17 protein-coding genes and 1 tRNA gene are annotated in these 22,207 nt (G+C 59.0%); 10 read left to right on the top strand and 8 right to left on the bottom strand.

Going from position 1 to position 22,207, the window contains the following annotated elements; translation table 11 throughout:
* Positions 1-195: 195 nt before the first annotated feature.
* The 3 genes from RB548_RS16910 to RB548_RS16900 all read left to right on the top strand — a co-directional run bounded on the left by RB548_RS16910 (position 196) and on the right by RB548_RS16900 (position 5,696).
* The gene (locus tag RB548_RS16910) at positions 196-1,428 is read left to right on the top strand and encodes an HlyD family secretion protein (protein ID WP_331372391.1); all 1,233 of its coding nucleotides are present in this window, start codon (positions 196-198) and stop codon (positions 1,426-1,428) included.
* The gene (locus RB548_RS16905) at positions 1,410-3,407 is read left to right on the top strand and encodes a glycosyltransferase family 2 protein (RefSeq protein ID WP_331372390.1); all 1,998 of its coding nucleotides are present in this window, start codon (positions 1,410-1,412) and stop codon (positions 3,405-3,407) included. Before RB548_RS16910 ends, RB548_RS16905 begins: the two co-directional genes overlap by 19 nt.
* 96 nt (positions 3,408-3,503) lie before the next feature.
* On the top strand, positions 3,504-5,696 hold the full coding sequence (locus RB548_RS16900) for a putative bifunctional diguanylate cyclase/phosphodiesterase (protein WP_331372389.1): 2,193 nt from the start codon (positions 3,504-3,506) through the stop codon (positions 5,694-5,696).
* Between the two features lie 422 nt (positions 5,697-6,118).
* Here the strand turns inward: RB548_RS16900 and RB548_RS16895 are convergent, their stop codons facing one another.
* From RB548_RS16895 to RB548_RS16870, 6 genes are all read right to left on the bottom strand, one after another.
* On the bottom strand, positions 6,119-6,604 hold the full coding sequence (locus tag RB548_RS16895; protein WP_331372388.1) for a class I SAM-dependent methyltransferase: 486 nt from the start codon (positions 6,602-6,604) through the stop codon (positions 6,119-6,121).
* Positions 6,605-6,839: 235 nt separating this feature from the next.
* Entirely contained in the window at positions 6,840-7,490 is a 651-nt protein-coding gene (locus RB548_RS16890; RefSeq protein ID WP_331372387.1) for a hypothetical protein, read from the bottom strand.
* A gap of 50 nt (positions 7,491-7,540) precedes the next feature.
* On the bottom strand, positions 7,541-8,560 hold the full coding sequence (locus tag RB548_RS16885; RefSeq protein WP_331372386.1) for a HupE/UreJ family protein: 1,020 nt from the start codon (positions 8,558-8,560) through the stop codon (positions 7,541-7,543).
* Complete coding sequence (locus RB548_RS16880) at positions 8,557-9,540, bottom strand: peptidylprolyl isomerase (RefSeq protein ID WP_331372385.1); 984 nt, start codon at positions 9,538-9,540, stop codon at positions 8,557-8,559. The genes RB548_RS16885 and RB548_RS16880 overlap by 4 nt, the downstream gene beginning before the upstream one ends.
* 9 nt (positions 9,541-9,549) lie before the next feature.
* Positions 9,550-10,680: a hypothetical protein gene (locus RB548_RS16875; protein ID WP_331372384.1), complete on the bottom strand. Its 1,131-nt coding sequence runs from the start codon at positions 10,678-10,680 to the stop codon at positions 9,550-9,552.
* A gap of 27 nt (positions 10,681-10,707) precedes the next feature.
* Positions 10,708-12,894 (bottom strand): DUF3604 domain-containing protein, encoded by a 2,187-nt coding sequence (locus tag RB548_RS16870; protein ID WP_331372383.1) that lies wholly within the window; start codon positions 12,892-12,894, stop codon positions 10,708-10,710.
* 844 nt (positions 12,895-13,738) lie between these two features.
* Here RB548_RS16870 and RB548_RS16865 point away from each other — a divergent pair.
* From RB548_RS16865 to RB548_RS16840, 6 genes are all read left to right on the top strand, one after another.
* Positions 13,739-14,275, top strand: a complete 537-nt coding sequence (locus tag RB548_RS16865) for an ion channel (RefSeq protein WP_331372382.1) — start codon at positions 13,739-13,741, stop codon at positions 14,273-14,275.
* Positions 14,276-14,442: 167 nt separating this feature from the next.
* Positions 14,443-15,234 (top strand): hypothetical protein, encoded by a 792-nt coding sequence (locus tag RB548_RS16860; RefSeq protein WP_331372381.1) that lies wholly within the window; start codon positions 14,443-14,445, stop codon positions 15,232-15,234.
* Between the two features lie 897 nt (positions 15,235-16,131).
* Positions 16,132-16,308 (top strand): hypothetical protein, encoded by a 177-nt coding sequence (locus RB548_RS16855; RefSeq protein ID WP_331372380.1) that lies wholly within the window; start codon positions 16,132-16,134, stop codon positions 16,306-16,308.
* 81 nt (positions 16,309-16,389) lie between these two features.
* Positions 16,390-16,746, top strand: coding sequence for a hypothetical protein (locus RB548_RS16850; protein WP_331372379.1), 357 nt, complete (start codon positions 16,390-16,392; stop codon positions 16,744-16,746).
* 265 nt (positions 16,747-17,011) lie between these two features.
* Positions 17,012-18,619: a DUF1254 domain-containing protein gene (locus RB548_RS16845; protein ID WP_331372378.1), complete on the top strand. Its 1,608-nt coding sequence runs from the start codon at positions 17,012-17,014 to the stop codon at positions 18,617-18,619.
* A gap of 204 nt (positions 18,620-18,823) precedes the next feature.
* Positions 18,824-19,636, top strand: coding sequence for a transporter (locus tag RB548_RS16840; protein WP_331372377.1), 813 nt, complete (start codon positions 18,824-18,826; stop codon positions 19,634-19,636).
* A 393-nt stretch (positions 19,637-20,029) separates the two neighbouring features.
* On the opposite strand, the gene RB548_RS16835 is transcribed toward RB548_RS16840, so the two are convergent.
* Positions 20,030-20,680 carry a transposase gene (locus tag RB548_RS16835; RefSeq protein ID WP_331372376.1) on the bottom strand — a complete coding sequence of 217 codons (651 nt, stop codon included), beginning with the start codon at positions 20,678-20,680 and terminating at the stop codon, positions 20,030-20,032.
* Between the two features lie 223 nt (positions 20,681-20,903).
* Positions 20,904-20,980 (bottom strand) — tRNA-Arg (locus RB548_RS16830).
* A gap of 317 nt (positions 20,981-21,297) precedes the next feature.
* On the opposite strand from RB548_RS16830, the gene RB548_RS16825 reads away from it, so the two are divergent.
* Positions 21,298-22,194 (top strand): ROK family protein, encoded by an 897-nt coding sequence (locus tag RB548_RS16825; protein WP_331372375.1) that lies wholly within the window; start codon positions 21,298-21,300, stop codon positions 22,192-22,194.
* Positions 22,195-22,207 lie beyond the last annotated feature (13 nt).

The raw sequence follows: 22,207 nt of genomic DNA, 5'->3' as shown, positions 1-22,207 counted from the left end.
ACATTCGCCATTGAAACACTCAATTTTAAGGGTTGTTCGCTATCACGCGTCGATGAATCTTGAACTGGTGGCGGGCGTAAAGCGAGGAGGCGAGATTCCACTGAATGTTGGTGGAATCGCGCGGCGGCGGTTGTGTTAATAGGAAGGAACATTGTCCGCATCTACGCTGCCAGGCAGTAGGTAAGGGCGGTCCAGATGATCCTGAATAATCGTATTACGCGCATTACGGTCGGTATTCTGCTCCTGATACTTGCTGCCGCTGTTTTGTTGCCCGGGGTGACGGGCTTTACCAGCCTGGATGGGACCGTCAATGCGCGCTTTGCAACCATAAACGCGCCGATCGACGGCGAGATTACTGAGGCGCCACCGCGGATAGGAACGCCGGTAACGGAGGGCGAAACACTCGCCACTATTCGCAACGAACGCGTCAACCGGACCGTTCTGGCGTCGCTGCGGGCCGAATACCGAACCGCCCTCGATCGCGTAACGGCGCTGGAGCGGGAACGCGACGAGCTTGTGAGCCTGCGCGACCAGCTTGCCGTGCGCCTGTCGGTCTTTCAGAGCGCCACCATCTCCAGCCTGGAACGGGAGCTGCGGATACTGCGGAAGCGTGTCGAGGTATCGCGCGCCCAGGATGTGGTGGCAAAGGTGGATCTCGACCGTCGGCAAGAGCTGGAGTCCAAGGGAATCTTCACCCGTAAGATGGTCGAGGCAGCTGAGGCTGCCGGCGCTGCCACCGGCGGCGAGCTTGAGATCAGCAATCTGACGGTGGAATTGCTGCAGCAACGCCTCGACGCGGTGCGTCAAGGCATATTTGTCGTCGGCGATGGCCAGAACGATGTTCCATATTCCCGTCAGCGCCAGGACGAGGTGATTGTCCGCATCAACGATCTCAATACCCGTATTGCCGAGAACAAGACGCGAGCAAGTCAGACCGAACAGCAAATGATCGAAGAAGAGAAGCGCGTTCGCAGTCTCGAATCGGCAACAGTTCCATCACCGTTCGACGGCGTTGTGTGGACGAGGAGTATCGTTAGCGGATCGAATGTCGTGTTGAACAACGAGATGATGCGCGTGCTCGATTGTCGCGAGCTGTTTGTCGACATTCTCGTGCCCGAAGTCGATTACGACGAGATTTATCCCGGTCGCGCGGCGGAGGTCCGGCTTTTTGGACGCGGCGAAGTCTTCAACGGACGGGTGCAAGCCCTCAAGGGTTCGTCGGCCGTCATTGAAAAGGACTCGCTTGCCGCCAACGAGCCGGAAACCGATGAGCGCAGCGCCCGGATCCGCATCCTGCTCGAGCCTTCGGCCCTCAACACGGACTTTGCCAATTTCTGCCAAGTGGGGCGGACCGTGCAGGTGCGCATCGCCAAACACAACCTCCGGCTGACGCAGTGGATCAAAAGCCTGTGGTTCAGTCTCTTCTAGCGCTCGCTTCGACCCTGGTGGTCATCGCGTTCTTTCTTCTCGGGCCGTCCAACTGGTCGCGCCATCGGACATGGGCGCGAGCGATCACCTGCGCCTTCGTTGCTGCGGTCGCACTGCGGTATCTGGTCTGGCGCTTCACCGAGACCGTTCTTCCCTATCCCAATGATGGCGCCAATTTCTATTGGGTGTGGTTTGTGTTCATCGTCGAAGTCCTCGCGTTTTCGGAGGTCGTGCTGTTCCTCGTCCTGATGAGCCGCTATGTCGACCGCAGCACCGAGGCGGACCGGCTCGCACGAGAGTTCTTCGCGCGAAGTGAAAGCGACCTGCCGACGGTCGACGTTTTCATACCAACCTACAATGAGCCTCTCGATGTCCTGGAAAGGACAATCGTCGGGGCACTGGCGCTCGACTATCCAAAGGACAAGCTCACCGTCTATGTGCTCGACGACGGCCGCCGCGAATGGCTTCGGACCTTCTGCGAAGGAAGAGGCGCGATCCATGTGACGCGAAGCGACAATGCCCATGCCAAAGCCGGCAACATGAACAATGGGCTCGCCGTCAGTTCCGGTGACTTCATCGCGGTATTCGATGCGGATTTCGTGCCCTACCGCAACTTCCTCCGGCGGACATTGCCGTTTTTCTCGGACGAGACGATCGGCATCGTGCAGACGCCGCAGCATTTCTTCAACGTCGATCCGGTACAGTCCAATCTTGGCCTCGAAAACATCTGGCCGGACGAGCAGCGCCTGTTCTTCGACGAGATCGCGCCAAGCCGTGATGGGTGGGATGTGAGTTTCTGTTGCGGCTCCTGTTCTATCGCCCGCCGCAAGGCGATTGATGTGATCGGAGGATTCCCGACAGAGTCAATCACCGAGGACCTGCTAACCACGCTTTCGATGCTCAACAAGGGCTATAAGACCCGCTATCTCAACGAGCGGCTGTCGATGGGCCTGGCGGCCGAGAACCTAGCCGGCTATTTCGTTCAACGCGAACGCTGGTGCCAAGGCGGCATCCAGACACTCTACCTGCATAACGGCCCGGTGCGCGGGCTCGGGCTGTCGCTCTTCCAGCGAGTCATGTTCCTCCCCATGTCCTGGCTGGTGCAATATCTGGTCCGCTTCAGCGTGCTTGTAGTGCCTATCGTCTACCTCTGGTTTGGTGCTCTGCCGCTCTATTTCACGGACGTTACTGACTATGTCTCCAATCAGGTACCAGTGCTGGTCGCCTATTTCCTGCTGATGTTGTGGATGACACCGACCCGCTATCTGCCGCTGGTCTCCACCGCGGTCGGCACGTTTGCCACATTCCGGATGCTGCCAACGGTTCTTTCAAGCCTCGTGCGCCCGTTTGGAAAGCCCTTCAAGGTCACCCCAAAGGGCAGCGGCAACGAAGCAAGCGCTTTTGATGCTTATACGTTCAACTGCATCGCGGGCTTTATCGTCGTCACCGCAATCGGCCTCCTGATCAATATCGTTCCGGAAACTGCGCACACACGCGGCTCGTTTTCGACGATCGCGGCGTTCTGGTCCGGGATCAATATCGTTGTGCTCGTTATCGCCTCGCTGATCTGTTTTGAAAAGCCGCGGCGTCTCCTTCAAGCCTTCAAGCTCGATGAGGCCGTGGCGGTCGATGGCAGTGCAGGGCGCCTGGTCAGTCTTTCGCTCGACAAGGCAGTGGTCGCGGTTCCAGCCGAGATCAGGTTTAAATCGACTCGCGTCATGCTGAACCTCGAAGGTTTCGCGCCGCTCGAAGCTGATCTTAGGCAGGTGACGCAGAGACGCGGGGACATTACCCGGTCGGGTGACATGCGGCGTTATTACCTCCATCTACACTTCGATCTGCACGGGTTCGAGCGCGACAAGATGATCACCAAGCTCTACACCGGGCGTTATTCCCGGGACATTCCCGACATCGACAAAGTCGCGGTTTCGGTAAACCTGTTGCTGCGCGCTTTTGGCCGCACACGCACTGCCTCGTAGTCGTTGCATCCGTCAAACTTTAGACCCACGCGGGAGCGTACAGCGCTTGGAAAGCGTTGAGCCAATCAATAAGAAAGCGTCCTGGGAGGAACGCCAATGAGGTTCTCGGTTGGCAGCACCGCGGTTTTCAAGTCGATGCTGCCCTTGGTCGTCGCGATGACTCTAATGGGTGGCATATATTTGGCCGTCCATTGGTCAACTCAGCAGTCCGACGCTGTGGCAGTCGCCCGCCAGCAGCAGCTCATCGAGCTTGTCATTTCCAAGATGCAATACAGCATCGCTCACGATCAGGAGAGCGTCACCGTCTGGGATGACGCGGTCAGGACAATATCGCAGGAATGGGATCGTGAGTGGGTCGACTCCAACCTCGGTAGTTGGATGCACAGCTATTTCCGACATGACGGCGCGTTCGTCGTCAGCCCGGATCGCAAGCCGTTATACGCGTTCCTGGTCGGAGAGGCCAACGAGCAGAACGCTTTCAGAAACATAGTACCTGAGGCAATGCCGCTGATCGCGAGGTTGCAGAAGAGGCTCGCAGAAGGCGACGAGGCAGGAACAAGTGAGCAGGTGCTGTCGATCGGGGAGAGCGATTTGGTTCGCCTCGGCGGCCGGCCGGCGATAGTCAGCGTGAAGCCGATCGTTTCGGACACCGGCAATATCCAGCAGGAGCCCGGCGGCGAGTTTCTTCACGTGGCCGTCCGTTTCCTCGACGGCGATTTCCTTACCCGCCTCGGGGCGGACTATGTTTTTGAAGATGTGCGCTTTTCTGTCGTGCCGAACCTTGGCCAGGAGCGATCCTATGCACCGATCGTGTCGTCGTCTGGGGAGACGGTCGGATATTTCTCCTGGCTGCCGTTTAGACCCGGTGCCGATGTGGCGAAAGCCACGGCACCGGTTCTTCTGGTCGCCGCATTCTGTCTTTTCGCGCTCACAGGCGTGCTGAGCATGATTCTGCGGAAGCGGTCGAGACGCCTGCAGCAAAGTCAAGCCGAGCTCAACCACCTGGCACTCCACGATCCGTTGACCGGCCTCGCGAACCGTGCGTCTTTCAATCAGTTGCTGGCGCGTGTGGTCGCTGCGTCGACAGCCGACCAAACCAACGCTCTTCTGTACCTCGACCTCGACCGCTTTAAGCAAGTGAACGATACACTCGGCCACCCCGTCGGCGATCGGCTGATGATCGAAGTCGCGAAGCGACTGAAGGAAACCGCCGGCGCTGCTGCAGTTATTTCCAGAATTGGTGGCGATGAGTTTACCATCGTGGTCGAGCACGCGCGCCAGGACGAGGTGGAGAAACTCTGCGATTCTCTGATCGCTGCGATCCGTAGGCCTTTCGAGATAGACGGACAGCCCGTTCTCATCGGGCTCTCGATAGGTGTGGCGGTTGCGAAAGGGAATGCTGCCGATCCCGTAGAGATCACGCGGAAGGCCGATATCGCGCTTTATCACGCCAAGACGTCCGGGCGGAACCGATACGCAATCTTTGGCCCCCATATGGACGAACTGATCAGGACAAGGCGGGATCTGGAACAAGATCTGCGGGCGGCGCTGGAAGCTGGCAATCAGCTCGAAGTCTTCTACCAACCCGTCTATTCCGCCGCGTCACATGAGATAAGCTCGCTTGAAGCTCTCATTCGCTGGCGGCACCCAAACAAAGGCGGCATAGCTCCGGAGGTCTTCGTTCCGCTTGCGGAGACTTCGGGCCTTATCGATCGGCTCGGCGCCTTCGTACTGAAGGAAGCCTGTTCTACCGCGCGTGAGTTTCCGGACCTCGATATTGCAGTGAATGTCTCCGCGGTCGAGCTTGGACAGCGACATTATGCTGCTCAAGTTTTCTCGCTGCTGCGGCAGTTCGGGATTGAGCCGTCGCGACTGGAGCTTGAGATCACCGAAACAGCTCTCCTCGACGAAGCCGGCGTCTGCGAAAAGAACATCACGGCGCTGCGCGAGTTCGGCGTGAAATTCGCACTTGACGATTTCGGAACGGGCTTTTCTTCATTTGGCCGATTGCAGCGCTTGGAGGTCGATCGGATCAAGATAGATCGCTCTTTCGTCCAAGCGTTTGACCGGCCCGGTGGTGGCGTGGCGATCGTGCAGTCCATCGTTGGTGTCGCACATGCGAAAGGCCTGCGCACGACGGCTGAAGGCGTGGAGACCGAAGAGCAGAGTGAGATCCTGCGCAATCTTGGCTGTGACGAATTGCAGGGTTTCCATTTGGCAGAGCCAATGTCGAAGAACTCACTGCGCGAACGTCTTGGCGCAGAGAGAGCTCAAAGAACCTCGTCCTAAGCAGAAAAGACTATTCAAACCCTGGCAAGAAGTTGGCTGACACCGAGACGCCGTCGCACAGCCCGGTCATTCCACGTTTGCGGCCTGCTCTTTTTGCCTCGCTCGGAACGGGCAGATGGAACGCCTGCATTCCATTGGTGTCTTGGGCAGGCATTCTTCCAAATATCGAAGGCGAATGTAGTATCGGTCACGCATACGGAAGGACGTCCGCGTTTGTAACACTGAACCGCATCAAGTTATTGGCGCGGGTTCGAGCCGATAGATAGGTTGGCCGTTCGGTTCCTCTCTCAAGGCGAGGATAAACTTCCCCGAGGACGGCAGCGGGTGGAGAGCAGAAGTTCGCAGCCAGGGTGCCGAAAGGCGACATCGCGCCAATTGCGGACGCAACGAACGGGGTTGAGCGACATCGCTCCGGTCGAGCATCAGATCGGCGTGTGAGGCCCGTTGACGTAAAGAAAATACGTGTCTCTGGGTGCGCCCGGCGGGTGCGGTAGCGAACGGGTCCCCGCAAGGTCGAGCGGCAAGTCGGATAGGACAATGGCGTTTGGTGAAAGGACTGCCGGGAGGCGTCGACTGAGTTTGGCACTCGTCGCGATATTATGCGCTTGGGTGTATGAACCCATGTCTGCATGCGCAAGGATGACCTGTCCGCCAAAGCGGATGGCAGCGGCAGCAAGCGTGTCCTCGATGTCGCCGAGCAGCAAATAATTCTCTGGCGGCGTACAGTCGGCGAAACAGTCGACCTCGCGATCCAGCACATAGATCTCGCGCTCTGGCAGATGGATGCGCAAGTGGTCGTAGGTACGACCGTGTCCCAATCCCATCTCGAACACAATGCCCGGACGGCCGGCTATTTCCCGGAAGGCCCATTCCAGACAGATGTGCTGAGCCTCCAGACGGAAGAGCAATCTTTCAAGCCGGGAGTCTCTGTTTCTCCCTTCAGCGTGCTTTGCGTCCAATGTGGCAGGTGGCGGCATATTTAATCTCCCAGGGGCGTGGAATCGAATGCAGTTCGGATAGCTCCAATCGGCGCCGACGCGGTGCTATCGCACCGTGCCGGCCTCTTCTCCACCCGACGCCAACTTCGCTCTGGTCTCTCTCGCCCATGGAACGCACGACGCGAGGGGCGCCCAATGACTCCCATCAATAGCAAGGCGGATAGGGATAATAACCGCAGGCTGGCCGCGCATAATACGGTGCGGCCATGGCCGCCCCGGCGGCAGCGCCGGCATACCAGGCTCCCCGGAAGGCAGTGCGGCGCGCAACGCCCGCAAACGAACGCGGGGTGAGTGGCATGCCGATGATGTCGATGAAGGTCGAGGCCGGCCCGTCGCCGCCCTCGAGGCTGCCTTCCAGCACATTGACCTCGAAAGTCAGGTCAGCCCCTTCCATCTTGGGCGCATCCAGCGTGACGACCGCGTCAATCACGTCACCACCGTCCTCGCTGAGTACGGACACGGTCGCATTGGGAGGATCGGCCGCAAAACTGTCCTTGCCGGAACCCCATTCTTCGATGAGGTGTGCGGTGAGCACGTGGCCCGCCGCCCGCACCGGCCGGTCGGCGAAAACGATTGAATTGGGCGATACCCCGGTCAGGACGAGTTTACCGTCCTTCATGCTTGCTCCCTTCGAATTGAGCACGATCAATGACGGCTCAACCTGGGGCTTTGCCGATCCAATCGTCTTGGTCGCTGGAGCCTTGATGGCATTCTGCTGTTCCTGTGCCGATGCGCCTCCGATCACCACCAGCGCAAGCGTGATCGCCAAACCCAAAGATTCCAGTTTGATCTGCATGGCTTTGTTCCTCCTTGATTGTTGCCATTGGTTGATGCCGCGTCTGTCCTTCAAAATGCTGCCACGCGCTCGATGAACCAGAACGATGCCATCGCGCCGATCGCGTAGGTCGAGGCGAGATATGCCGCGCGACCGTTCACGGTCGCGTGCCGCCTCACGGCAGCGACGATCGCGATCACCGCTGCGATGAACAACAGTTGCCCGATCTCGACACCGACGTTGAAGAACAGCAGGGCGAGCGGGATATCGCCCTTGGGAAGCTCCAGATCCGCCAGCGCACCGGCAAACCCCAGCCCGTGCAACAGGCCGAAGGCAAAGGCGACCAGCCATGGACGTCGCGCCGTCAGGCTGGGCTGACCGCGGTCGATGCGAACGATCTCGCAGGCAAGCAACAGGATGCTGAAGGCGATCGTCGCTTCGACCGGAGGACCCGGAACGTCGACGAAACCTAATGTGGCCAGCGTGAGCGTGATTGAATGGGCAAGGGTAAATGCGGTCACCGTCAACAGCAGTGCGCGCCAGTCGCGCGCGATCAGGATCAATGCCAGCACGAACAGCAGGTGGTCGTAACCGAAAAGGATGTGTTCGATGCCATGCACGACAAACGTCTTTGCCACCTCTAAGCGCCCGCGCCCGTCAGCAATTTCGATCCAGGGATGGGACGGACGAACCAATGTGGTGGAAACGGAGCCATCAAGCAGGTGTACGCGCACCAGCACGTCGGTTATGGTTGCCTGGAGGCCCGTGAATTCTATGCGTTTCCCGGAAAGCCCTCCGCTGGTGGTCTCGACGACGCGACGTTCAACAAGCGAGTCTGGAAGCGCGCGTTCAGCGGGTTCCATGAGGTTGCGCACACCCTCCGGAAACTGCAGGACGACGGGAAGCCGCGTGCCGGACAACAACGGCGTTCGCCACATCACGCTGTAACGGGTTGGCCCGGTCTGATCGATCTGTAAGTAAGCTGGCCTTATCTCATGGGCGGCCGCGGGTATCACCAGCGCGAATATCGTGACGACCGCGCAAATCCAACAGCGAAGGCTTGATCTATCCAAGATGATCCGGCGGCTCATTGCGCGACCGATCCTGTTGAATTGCTCGCCGCCTGCGGATTTTGCGGGGCCAGCAGATCGCCCGGGTCGATGGAAGGTACGATCACAACATAGCGGGACCGCATCTCCTCGAGCGCGGCCCGCTTGACCTCACGGTAGCGATCATCGAGCCACACAGCTTTGGCGTCTGGTGCAACCTCCTCGAACGTGGGAACACGACCGGGTTCGATCGAGTCGATCCAGACGAGATGCCATCCGTAGCCCGACTGCACGGGTCCCTGCCATGATCCCGATTTGAGCTCGAATAGCGCCTTCGCAAACTCTGGCCCGAACTCCTTTGCTATCTGCTCGGGCGTGGCGTCGCCGTAATAGTTCCGGAACATGAAGGGATCAGCCAGAGCTGCGACATCGGGCGAATTTGCGGATTTGCCGGCGATCAAAGTGAGCGCGGCCGCGGCGGAGTCGCGGGACGCCTCGCCGTGTTTGTCGAATGAGAAGTACAGATGCCGGAAACTTAGATGTGGCGGGAGGGCGAAGCGATCGGCATTCTGACGGAACCAGGTCGTGAGGTCTGCAACGCTCGGTTCGTTCAGCGTCGCCAGATCGGCCGCGAGGAAATCCATTTTTTGTGCCAGCCTGCGCTTTATGATCTGATCGTCTCGATCGAGCCCAAGCGCGACGGCCTCACGGAACAGGATCTCTTCGGTGACCTTCTGATCCACCAGGCCTCGCAATTGCTCCGGCGTCGGGGGTGGGCGCCCCTGGGCTAACCAGGTTATCGCCAGTTGGCGGATATCGTCCTTTGTCAGCTGGATTGTTTGCGCATCGGTTGCCTTTTCCGTCTCGAGGCTGACGATACGATAGACGCCAAAGAGCAAAGCACCGACAACAAGGAAGTGCAGAAGCGGTTCGCTCAGAAACCGTTGCCATTTCTTCTTTTGCAGTTGACCCGCACCATCACCTCGATTCGAGGGTACCGGCGCGATTGGAAACAGTTTCATCGTGCACGCCTATTCGGGTTGATCGGCAAAGGAGCGCCCCGCCAGCGCGGCGGTCACTGGACTGCGATGGAGATAGCTGAGGATTGCAAACTGCCCGGCGGGATCCTTCACTGCCTTCGACTTGATGATGCCGACGTAGTCCGCCGTGGCCTCCCAGGCCCGCCAGTCAGCGAGTTCCATCGCCACGAAGCCGGCCATGGGTTTCCTGACCTTGATGAAGGAGAGATAGGCCTCGACGATCCTCGCCCTCGGCACGACGCCGTTTGCGCCGCCGTGGACGCTTAGCGCCAGCAAGGCCGCCTCGATTTCCGGAAGCGTACGCTGGCGGTCATCGAAATACATCCGCTCGATCCATGCCACGCGTTCCGGTCCGCGCAATTCGATGTCGGCGGCAAGCATCGCCGAAAGGTTGTCGGCATTGCGTGCCGACCATGCCTTCTGGATGATTGCTTCAAGCGCAGCCGCATCGTCGGCACTTCCTGCAATCCCGAGAAGAAGCGTATAGCCTGCGCGCCTTGCGACAAGTTGCGGATCGGCAATCCAGGCCGAAATTATCCGCGCGTCGAGCTTTCCCTTAAGGGTGCGCAGGGCACTGTAGGGGGCGCGCGAGATTTCGCCATAGGCTATTTCGGCGGCGAGAGGATCTTCACTTTCGAGATTGACCGCCACGGTCGCAACGCGCTCGACCCACTCTGCGTCAGTCAAATTCTTCCGAACTGGACCGAGCTGCAGGGGGTTCGCCTTCTCAACAGGCGAACCATGTACATCGACTGCAATTTGGCGCAGCCAGTCCGCGTATTCCGTCCCGATCGCACCCTGGCTCTCCCATTGCTCCGACAAGGGGTACCGCAAGATGAGATACGGCTTGGAGCTCCGCGGCGGGGGCGACGGTAAGTTGATCGTATCGCCCACGACCTTGCCTTTGATCACCTCGACGATACGAAACGTCCCTGGCTCGGCAAGCGGCACTGCGAGCACGGCCTGATAGGCTGAGTCCAGTTTCTGCCCCATCGTGATCTTCATGCCCGACAGGCATATGGGGCACGCCGCCGCAGGAACTGCGCAGATGACAAGCATGACTGTTGCAACGATCAGCCTCGTTACAAAACCTCCGGACCGTCTCGCGGTGACCTGTCCCATATCCAGCTCCATGCGGCAGGCTTCAAATCAGAATGGAGCCTTCTGCTGATCCAACGGGTCGAGCGCCTGCGGTGTCGGAACGACTTCGTAGTTGGCGTAGCCAAACTCGTTGCTACGCGCAGCGAAATACTTGTCGTCGAGCTTGTAGACGGTCGCTTCGTACGGGGTGTTGCCAAGCGTCGTCACGATCGCGCCGTCCTTGATGGCATAGGCCGAGCCCACGCCCAGCGCGCCGCCATGGATCACGTCGCCAACCTCCGCCGGCTGCGGGATCGCGCCATTGACGTTGCCGATGAGACGCTGGCCGGACGTGGTCCATGCAATGTTGTAGACCGCGCCGGTGACGTTGTTTCGAACCCAGGTCGTCTTGCCGACGATAAAATCGGTGAGCGCAGCGTTGTCGAGCTGAACAGCGCCCTGCTGTTTCAGATCGGCAACCGTGGTGCCATTGTCGGCGGCGACCCTCAACTCCTGGGTGGGCGTGTACCAGATCGGCGAACTCCACGCCCGTTCCTGGATCGTCGCCGCGACATTGTCGGGAGGCGCAATGCCGAGGTCCCTGGCCTGGATCGTTGTCCAGCGCGGCGTCGGTATTTCCAGCACGCGGGCATAGTAGAAGGCGTCGAGGCTCGGATCGAATTCGGGATCCGTCCACGTGCCCTTCAACTCAACGGAGCCGATCGTGTTGGTGTAGCTCGCCTCGGCGATGTTGACGGTGCTGCCGATCGGCGGAACGACGCCGGTGACTTGATCGGGGGTGCGGCTGCCGGCCCAGGCCACGTCATGGACCTTCTCGAAGCTCTGGCCGTGCTTGGTCCAACCCTTGACGATCTGCACGCGGTCGAGGTTGCCGGAGGTCGGGTCCTTTACCGCCCAGACGATGAATGACGGCGCCCCGGCCCCTTCGACCGGCGGCAGGTCGCCGCCCATCGGCACACCGCCGGCATATGCTGCCTTGACCCAGTCTGGCCGGTTGGCGACATCCGCCCCGTCGGTGCGGCCGAAGAAGCGCAACCGGATATGCGGGCCGCTGGTGGCGAACGTCTCTTTCCGCTGCATCGCATCGAAGAGTGATGCGCGCGTGTTTTCCTCTGCCCAAACCCCCGTCAGGCCCGCAGGGTTCTCCAGCCTGGTGTCGAGACCGGCGAACAGACGGCCCGCCATGCGTTGCTTCATGTCGCCGTCGGCCCGTCCGTGGCCACCGAAGAAATTGTCCTGCCTGTAGGGAACGCCGGTGTTGTGAGAGTCCGATCCGCCGACGAAGCCGGTCTTGTAGGGATTGTAGCCCTGGGCCTCCATCATCGAGAGCCCGTCCTTCAAGGCCTGACGTATGTAGCTTCCGGGAACGGTCGGAAAGCGACCGGCGGGATCGCCGAGCAGATAGGTCAGGATTTCGAAATTGGCGAATTCATCGTTGGGAGAAAGGGTCGGATGGGTCTCCGACGCGCCCTTGATCTGCTTGATCTCGGTCAGCCTTTCGTTGCGGTCCCGTGACGCCGCCCAGGCCGCATCGATCGGGCGGCCCTTCTCATCGACATCCGTCGGGAACATATGACCATCGGAGAGGTTGGCGTTGTGCGAGATCGCCAGGAGCTCGTTGCCGGCCTTGCGCTGATCGTCCATCCAGGCCCAGAGGTCCGACGGGTTGCTTGAATCGATCGAGCTGTAGGGTGCCACCGGTACCTTGGCGCAATCCTTGAAGAAGACATTGCGATGCATGTTGCGGTTATCAGGAGTTGACGTCCATTCGTAGGAACAGAAGGCGGTGAACTTGCCCGGTTCGTTCGCCTGGTCGGCCATCTGGATATTCTGCTTCCAGACGGATCCCGCCACTTCTGGCGATATCAAGGCCTCGATCGGCTTCTTGTCGACGATCGTACCTCCGAGCCAGAGGTAGATCCGCTGGACGTCTGCAGGCGCGTGGACGATCAGCTTCTGAGCGATCGGCAGCTTGCTGATGTCCGAGCCCGGCGTATTGGCGAGGGCGACGGTCCCGACATATTCGGAATGGTCGGTCACACCCATCCAGTCGAGAGGGGTGTCGATCTTGATATCGTAGCCGAGCGGGTGCTTGATGGTCTCTCCCTTGGCGTATCTGTAGGCATCGGCCGGCGTGGTCTTGGTGTTGCCGAAGATGTAAGCGTCGAACGACCAGCCCGTATGGACATGGGTTTCGCCAAAGTAGGCTTGCCTCTCCTGAGCTCTGGACGACATTGCGGCCAAGACCAGGAATGAGGAGGTGAGTAAGAGTGTGGTTCCGCGTGCCCTACGCATCGTTCGTATCCCTCGTCTTGATTAACTTCCGGAAGGGGAATAAATCCCTAAAACAAATTGTACAGATGATATAATGTAACGGCCCGTCGGGCCGCGGATATACTAACCCAAGAATCCGATATATTCAAATCCTGGCGATCAGTAATTCCATCACTTACATTTTCATTGAGAGCGATTTTCTCGTAAACTGCCTATATATATTTTGACAACAAGAAATGCTCTCGCACTTGCAAAATAAGGCGATTCATACGAGGGCTCGGGCCTGATATTCAATCTGCGCAGACCGGACCCTATGTCCGTTCATTCATAACGCCTGGTTGAATGGCAGCTAGCTGGAAATAAACGCAATGCTTGAATCAGTGCGGGCAGAGGTGTTTCAAAGCCTCGTCGCCCGATCTTGCCCGACCATAATGTCTGTTTCGTGAAAAGTGAAGTACGTTACTGTAACATACAACAGGTTGTAGCCACGCGCAAACCAAGTTCATGTCCAGCCGAGTTAGATTGTGGTAGCGTCTGCAAACCCATGACAAAGGCTTCCTGGGAAGCGCTGCTTGCCCCACCTACTACCAAGTGTCGGGTTTTCAGCACTACTGCATGTTTCCTTAAATCGTACGGTTTAAGGACAAAAACATGCAGCAAATCGAAGTGCTACGGCGTCCTTAGCGCGTCTGATAAGACGCGCGGCGCTGTAGTAGCCATCAGAGACTGCAATACGCCCACATGCCGGGCATCAATGGAAGGTCGACAAACGGCCCCCCGCTACCGGACGACCAGGATGAAATAAGTGGACGACCTTTCAGCTCCAGAGTCCGTTCTCGAGATTCTCGTCGGCACCTTGATATTGATCGTTGTCATTTTTGTACACGGCGCAGGAATTCGGGTGATCAGCCGACGATTCAGCACCTCCTGGACGCATGTAACCAGCACCACGCCACACTGGCGGCTCAACATGATGCTGGCGCTGACGATCGGTGCGCTGGCCATCCTCCATTTCGCCGAAACCCTCATTTGGGCGGTCCCTCTTTATTTCAGAGCAATCATCCCCTCAATGCGTGACAGCTACTACTACGTCCTGGAGAGCTATACGACGCTCGGGGAGGGTAACGTCACTCTGCCCGATCGATGGCGTTTGATCGGGCCGATCATAGGGATGTCGGGCTTGTTCACATTCGGTTGGACGGGCAGCGTTCTGGTGAGCATCATGACCGATTTCGGCAAACTTGACCTGTTGCGAGCTAGGCGCGCGCATTCGGATAAGGACGACTTGAACCTTGGTGGATCAGCTTTGGAGCAGGAAGAGACCCATGCCGAGTCCCTATGAAGCCGCCTTCGTGAGGGCCGAGTAAGCCTGGAATTAGCCAGGGGAAATTGCAGGGGTGAATACGTTCTAACGAGGATTGTCAAAAAGTGTTTGGCCAGAAGCATGGCCTTGATCCAAGATCGAACCGGGTCGAATCGCAGCGCCGCAAAAGTGAGATGGGGGACGTAATGAAATCTGGACTCATTCAGGCTCTTGCAGTTGTCGGATGTTATTCGTTGGCCAGCAGTGCGTCGGCTGCGGACGTCCTGTCGCCGATGACGCCGGAGGTTCAGCAGACGACGACCGAGACCGGCTGGACTTTTTCGTTCGCACCTTATTTTTGGGCGGCAGGACTGTCAGGTGACATTGCGCAGTTCGGGCTGCCGGCGGCCGACGTCGACGCCAGCTTCAGCGACATCTTCGATCATCTGGACTTCGGAGCCATGGCGATCGGCGAAGCGCGCTATGGTCCCTACAGCATCTTTGCCGACGTCATGTACACGAAGATCTCCGGGGCGGACGGCACGCCCAGGGGCATTCTTGCCGACGACGTCGAGGTCTCCTCCGAGACGTTTGCCGGCTTGCTCGGTGTCGGCTACGCGGTTTTCGAAGACAATGCCATGCGCCTCGATGTCGTCGGCGGCATGCGTGTGTGGTCCGTCGATACCGACCTTTCCTTCAGCGGCGGCATCCTCGACGGAGAGTCGAGAAGTGACGGCGATACCTGGGTGGACGGGCTGGCAGGCTTGCGCGGGACCTATTCTTTCACGCCCGAGATCTATCTGACCGGATGGGGGCTCGTAGGTGCCGGCCAGGCCGACCTCGACTGGGACGTCGCCGCCGCCATCGGGTATCGCTTCAGTGACACCGTCTCCGCCGTTGCAGGTTACCGCGCTCTGGGCGTCGACTACAGTAACGATGGGTTTCTGTTCGACGTCGTACAGCAGGGTCCCATACTCGGGCTCGTGGTGAAATTCTAGCTACAGCGCCGCGCGTCTTATCAGTCGCCAAAGGACGCTGTAATACTTTGAATTGCTGCATGTCTCCTTAAATCGAGGTCGATTTAAGGAGACATGCTGTAGCACCGGCGGAGCGGGATCCTTCCACCCCATCGTTGAGCGGGAAAACGACGCTGTGACGCCAATAAGACTGCACGCATTTTCTGGGCATTGTTGGCACGCAACCAAGCCTATATCGCTCGCGTTGGCGCTGCATAACGCCCCGGCGTTGCCGAAGCCACAGCAGGGCTCAGTGCAAGCATGCCGCATTTCTAGATTTGTCGAAGCCCAACGAAAGCGTCGGACGGCGCTTGCAGCAGCCTACTGCATGTCTCCTTAAATCGACCTCGATTTAAGGAGAAAGACATGCAGCAATTCAAAGTGCTACAGCGTCCTTTGCGCGTCTGATAAGACACGCGGCGCTGTAGTGGGACTTGCGTTTGGTCCTCGGAGGACGTAGATTACCCGCAACCTGAGCGGGAGTGTGCCGAAGCTACTCAGCCTCGCTGAGGGGATTCGATCAAGCTGGCCGGATGTGCCGATGCCGTTTCTGCGCAAGACGGGTCACACGTTCATACGAATTTCTGAAATCGCTGTCATTCTTCCGAGTGTAGTCGCGTATCCGCACTTTCTTCATCGACGCCGTGTCTGAGAGACATTGCCGGCAGTAAACGCCAATAAGCCGGCGTCATTGAATGGCAGCCATCCGACGTTTCGAGTTCTCGGCAGAAAACGCCGAATTGATGCACGTGCCGCCGTAGAGCGATTGTTTGTTGCAATACTTAACGCATAGCAAATTCGGAGGAGGACCGATGCCATCGAGGCTTGCCGCCTGGTCGGTTGCGACTTTGCTGTTGGCGCTCAGCCCCGGCAACGGCAATGGCGCAGAGCGCTAGCCCGACTCCGGCCCATGTCCGCTTGCATAAGGTGATCGGCCAGGCAAGGACCGAATTCGTACCGTCGCTGATTGTCCTCAATGCGCGTGGGGCGAATCTCGCTGAGGGAACCTTCACGCTAACCGCGGTCGCGACCAACAGCATTCTGTTCACAGATTGACGCGCCGAACGGACACTGGTGCCACCATATCACCCGCGCTTCGTTGCCAGCTGGCGAGAAGCGCAAACCCAAGGAAGGAGCATGACAATGAACCGCATTGCGACTTTTTCCATCATCGCCACCCTCTCCGCTTTGAGCTTCGGCGGTATCGCCTGGGGACAGGGCGCTGCCATGAACTGGCCGAAGGAGATCGAAAAGACGGTGGGCGGCTACAGCGGCGACAACATCAGCGTCGTCGACATCAGCACCTTGTCGGAACAGAATCAGACGCGCCTGTGGGTAGAGCAGGCAACGCCGGAACAGCGCGCGGCTCTCGTTGCGGCCATCGAGGCGAACAAGCCGCTATTGGAGAAACTGCAGGCGCAGAATGTCGAGATCGCCAATATCGGAGGCGCCGAACAGGCAACCGACGGCAGCTTGATTATCTACGTCCGCTAAGCCCGATCCGCCAAGATGACGGCTGATTGGCGCCGCCCTTGTCGCCGCGTTGCTTGCTTCGTCCGCGACGAAACCCTGCGACTCGACATTGAGGGCGGCGCCATCAGTAGCTTTCCCAGGCGGCGCGGAAGCGCATGGCGGCGGCGGCTTGGCGGCGACGTAACAGTGCAGCGAGCCCGAGAACCGCGCCCACGAAGGCAAGCTCGCCGGCTTCGATGGCCACCTACCGGATGGACCGAGAAATGCAACCAAACCGGAGGATGCAATGATTAGGGTCTCCGTTGCAGCAGGCATCATGTTCGTGGCCACACAAACGGCCGTCGCCCTCGCGGAGGCACCGCCGATCCCCGAATCCCTTTCGACGCCGAATGTCGTCGAGACAAATATCGGCAAATTCGAGTTCAAGGACGGCGTGCCGAGCAAGGCAACCGCAGAAAGGCTCTACGACAATCTCGACTTCACCTTCGCCTACCGCGCTTTCATGGACAACATGCGCGGCGTCAGCATCCATGCGCTGCGCAAGGGGATGAATGACATCGGTATGAAGGAGAACGAGGTTCTCGTCTTCTCCGAACTGATGGACGCCAAGTCGCTGTTCCTGACGGCCAATGCCGACACGATCTATGTCATGGGTTATCTCGACCTCTCCAAGGGACCGGTGGTGCTGGAGGCTCCGCCCAAGTTCCTGGGCCTTGTGCAGGATGCATGGTTCCGCTGGGTCACGGACCTCGGTCTGCCTGGCCCCGACCGCGGACAAGGCGGCAAGTACCTGATTGTGCCTCCGGACTACGACGCGCCGCTGCCGGAGGGCGGATACTATGTCGCCCGCGCCCGGACCAACACGATACTGTGGTTTGGTCGATCGTTCCTCGAGAGCCACAGCGATCCCAAGCCCGTCGTTGAATCGATCAAGAGATTCACCAAGGTTTACCCGTATGCAGCCGGCGGCGTCGGCACGTCCATCGCCGAGTTCCTCGCCGGCAAGGCTAAATTGGGCAAGCTCGAACCTCCACCCCCGACGGTGTTCTACGAAGGTACCGGCAAGGTGATGAACACGATCCCGCCCAACGACTGGAACTACTTCGAGATGCTGAACGAGGTGGTGCAGCGGGAGCCCGCCACCTCGCTCGACCCCGAACTTATGGGGCCGCTGGCGGCGATCGGCATCGTCAAGGGGAAACCCTTCGCGCCAGATGAGCGCATGAAGAAAATCATGACCGAGGCACTTGCGGTGGCCAATGCGACTTCGCGCAGCCTTTTCCTGTCCCCGCGCGATCCGAGTTGGTCCTATTACCCGAACTCCGCCTGGACGAATTTTCTCGTCCTCACCGGCTACGAGTTCGAAACACCTATTCCGGAGATCACCTCCGAGGGTGCCAAGCCATATCCGGCGACCGGCTATCGGACCATGGATGCGCGGACGAACTTCTTCTACGGCATCACCGGCATTTCACCCGCCATGGCGATGCGGCTGACGGGCATCGGCTCACAGTATCTGCTGGCGACGCTGGATGCGGACAAAAATCACTTCGATGGTGCCAAGACCTACAAGGTGACGTTGCCGAAGGGCATCCCAGAGGCCAATTTCTGGTCCTTGACCCTCTACGACAACATGACCCGCTCGATGCTGGACACGCCGCAGCGCTATCCGCGCGCCGGCAGCCAGAGCTATCCGTCACCGGCCGCCGAGGCAGACACCGACGGCTCGACGACGGTCTGGTTTGCACCTGAGCAGCCGCACGGCATTCCGCGCGGCAATTGGATCCAGACCGACTCGAAGAAGGGCTGGTTCGTGATCCTGCGCCTCTACAGTCCGCTCGAGCCGTTCTTCACGAAGGAATGGCGGCCGAGCGAGATCGAGCTGGTCCGCTGATGTTGGAAACGCAGGGTAGCAACCAATAGCGCACGGAGGGTCAGGAGCCCCCCAAGAGCGACCGCTATTGGCGTAAAGCGAAGTTCCAGCCAAAAGCTACATTGGTAATAAACACAACCACTCCCTTAGTCCTGATTGAAGTTGTAGAACTGGAAACGCTACCGAGTCTCAACGCACGCTGTCGTGCCAAAAATGGAGAAGGCAATGAGAGTATCGCGAAATGTGACCAGCTTGGCGGCTTCGATTTTGACTATCTTGTCTTCTGGTCACCGTGCATTGGCGCAGGACTCCAATGCGGACCTTGCGAAGAAGCTGAGCAACCCCATCGCCTCGTTGATCAGTGTGCCGTTCCAGTTTAATTACGACAGCGGCTATGGGCCCGAGGATGGCGACCGGGAAATACTGAACATCCAGCCGGTGATCCCAATCTCTCTGAACGAGGATTGGAACTTGATTTCCCGCACGATCATGCCGGTCATCTGGCAGAACGACATAGCAGGCGATTCAGGACATCAGTTTGGGCTTGGAGATATTACGCAGAGCCTATTCTTCTCGCCCAAGCAACCCGGTCCCGGTGGAATCATCTGGGGCGCCGGCCCGGTCTTTTTGCTTCCAACGGCGACCGATGAGTTGTTGGGAAGCGGCAAGTGGGGTGCCGGACCGACGGCCGTTGCCCTTAAGCAAGAGGGACCTTGGACTTATGGAATGCTCGCCAACCATATCTGGTCGTTTGCAGGCCAAAGCGACAGAGACGATGTAAGTTCTACATTCCTACAGCCCTTTGTCGCCTACACGACGCCTGATGCTTGGACCTTTACCTTGAATACCGAAAGCACCTACGACTGGGAACACAACGACTGGTCAGTTCCGATCAACTTCCAGGTTTCAAAGCTGCTGAAGTTTGGCGAGCAACCAGTAAGCCTGACAGCGGGAGCACGCTACTGGGTCGAATCACCAGAAACCGGCCCAGATGGTTGGGGTGTCCGCCTGGCAGTTACCTTCCTGTTTCCGAAGTAAAGACCGTTCGGGTAACCGCTGTTGGGCGCCCCAGATCGTCTATATTGGAGAGGACCGCATTTCCACCCATTGTAGACGGTCGGCTGGCCGGAACGAGTGACTGCTTCTCTAATCGGGCATTTGGGTCAAGCTCTTTCTGATCTTCGTTGGCCTGATCGTTCACGCGGGTCACGCTTCTCTTCGCAGTCTGTTTGCCCCTCGCGTTTGGAGCCGCTGCACGCATGCATGGGATCAGGGTCTGGAGAGCCTCGCTTTGGGGCGCGCTCGAAGCGCAGCAGTCATACTCGGCTTCATCCATCCCGTCGTCCGCATGGGACGATCCGGCCAGGGTCGGTTTCGAGGGCAGTGTTAAATCATGCTGCAGCCTCCGATCCGAACCGGAACTCTGTGCCGTCAATCCACATGCGATGCAGAACGACGGCAATCTTTCGGGCGACGGCTACGATGGCTCGTCGGCGTCCCTTGGTCTTCATCAGCCCGCACGCCCCAGGCCTTCAAGCTATTCCAGGCAATCGAGCGCATGAGCATCGCATTGGCGGCGGCATAAAGTGTCGCCCGCACGTCGGCGTCTCCGGCGTGAGAGATGCGACCAGGGTTGTCCTTCTCGCCAGACTGGAACCTTCGCGGCGTCAATCCGAAGTGAGCGCCGACGGTACGCGAACTTCTGAAGCGCGCGGGATCATCAACCGCAGCCTTGAAGCTCAAGGCCGTTACGTACCCAATACCAGGAACACTCATAAACCGCGCGGTGACGGCGTCTCGCTTCGCGACCCTTCGGACTCGTCGATCGAGTTCGAGGAAGATTTCCAGGAGCATTTGCCTAGCTTCCAGCAGCGGGAGTAACGCGTGGCTCAACGCCGGATCGCCTTCGATTGTGCCGCGGACAGCCGTTTCGAATGCGCCACCTCGCAGCCGCATCGGCAGCTTGACGCCGAAGACTTTGAGGAGGCCGCGAATCTCGTTTTCAAGATCAATGCATTTCCTTTGCATGACCTTGCGGCTGGAGAGGAGTGCACGGATGTAATGGCTTTCGACACTCTTCACATGCACCCGGCTGTACCAACCCAAGAGTGGTGAGGCTGACACCCAGTTTGTAGTGAGCGTTCTTACCGAACTGGTCATAGTAGGCCGGATCGGCAAAGTAGCGCGCCTTGGGATACCAGTGTTTTTGTGGCCGCCCCCGGCCTCTGTTGCCCCCGGCTTGCCCCCCCTTTTTTCGAGGTTCTTTTTTGCCCCTCGACATATCGGCTAACCTTTTGATTTTTTTTGGTGATCCCGGCGCGATTCGAACGCGCGACCCCCAGATTAGGAATCTGATGCTCTATCCTGCTGAGCTACGGGACCACTCGGTATAGACCCATACAAAAGCAACGTCCCTTCGCCAAGTGTTTTTGCACGCTGTCCTGCCGATTTGCGGATTGCCCGTCGGAACGCCGCATCACACTTTTCCGCGTGCCACTCTTCAGCGCCGCGCGTCTTATCAGACGCGCAAAAGTCGCTGTAGGATTTGAATTGCTGCATAATTTTGTCCTTAAATCGAACAGGATTTAAGGAATTATGCAGTAGCATCTCCGACGCTGCAGGTGCTAAGCAAGGGCCGCGGCGGCCGGAGGAGCGTCCTGCCGTTTTCCTCGACATCCATCCTGAGATCTGATCCACACATGTTCATCGGAATTGATTGGGGCGGCACGAAAATGGAAGTCATCGCGCTTGACCGCGATGGCGAAACGCGTGCCCGGCACCGCGTGGCAACGCCGACCATCGGCTATGACGACTGCATTCGCGCCGTGATCGACCTCGTGGCAGCTGCCGAACAGACGGCCGGGGAGCGGGGAACGATCGGCATCGGCATTCCCGGCAGCCCCAATCCGCGCACCGGGATCGTGCGCAACTCCAATGCCGTCCTCATCAACGGCAAGCCGCTCGGCCGCGATCTCGAAGCCGCGCTCGGCCGCGAAGTGCGGCTCGCCAACGACGCCAATTGCCTTGCCGTTTCCGAGGCGGTGGACGGGGCCGGCAAGGATGCCCGCGTCGTCTTCGGCGTGATCGTCGGCACAGGACACGGCGGCGGGCTCGCGATCGAGAAGAAGGTTCACGCGGGTTACCAGGGCGTTGCCGCCGAAATTGGGCACTATCCTCTGCCCTGGATGACGCAAGACGAATATCCCGGCCACAAGTGCTGGTGCGGCAAGCTCGGCTGTCTGGACATGTATGCCTGCGGCACCGGACTGGAGCTCGACTATCGCACGACGACCGGCATCGATCGCCGGGGCAGGGACATCATCGAGGCGAAGCGCGCCGGCGACCCCGTGGCGATCGGTGTCTATGAACGCTTTGTCGATCGTCTCGCCCGCAGTCTGGCGCTGCTCACCAATGTTGTCGACCCGGACGTTTTCGTGCTCGGCGGCGGCATGTCCAATGTCGATGAGATCTACGGCGAACTGCCGGCGCTGATCACCAGATACATCTTCGGCGACAGTTTCGAGACGCCGATCCGCAAGGCGGTGCACGGCGACAGTTCCGGCGTGCGCGGCGCCGCCTGGCTCTGGAAGAGCTAAGCCCCTGACCTGA

Origin of the sequence: Sinorhizobium chiapasense (genome assembly GCF_036488675.1) — a bacterium.
Lineage (GTDB): Bacteria > Pseudomonadota > Alphaproteobacteria > Rhizobiales > Rhizobiaceae > Sinorhizobium > Sinorhizobium chiapasense.
Note: the sequence above shows the minus strand (reverse complement) of the source record. Positions and strands in the feature narration are given on the sequence as shown.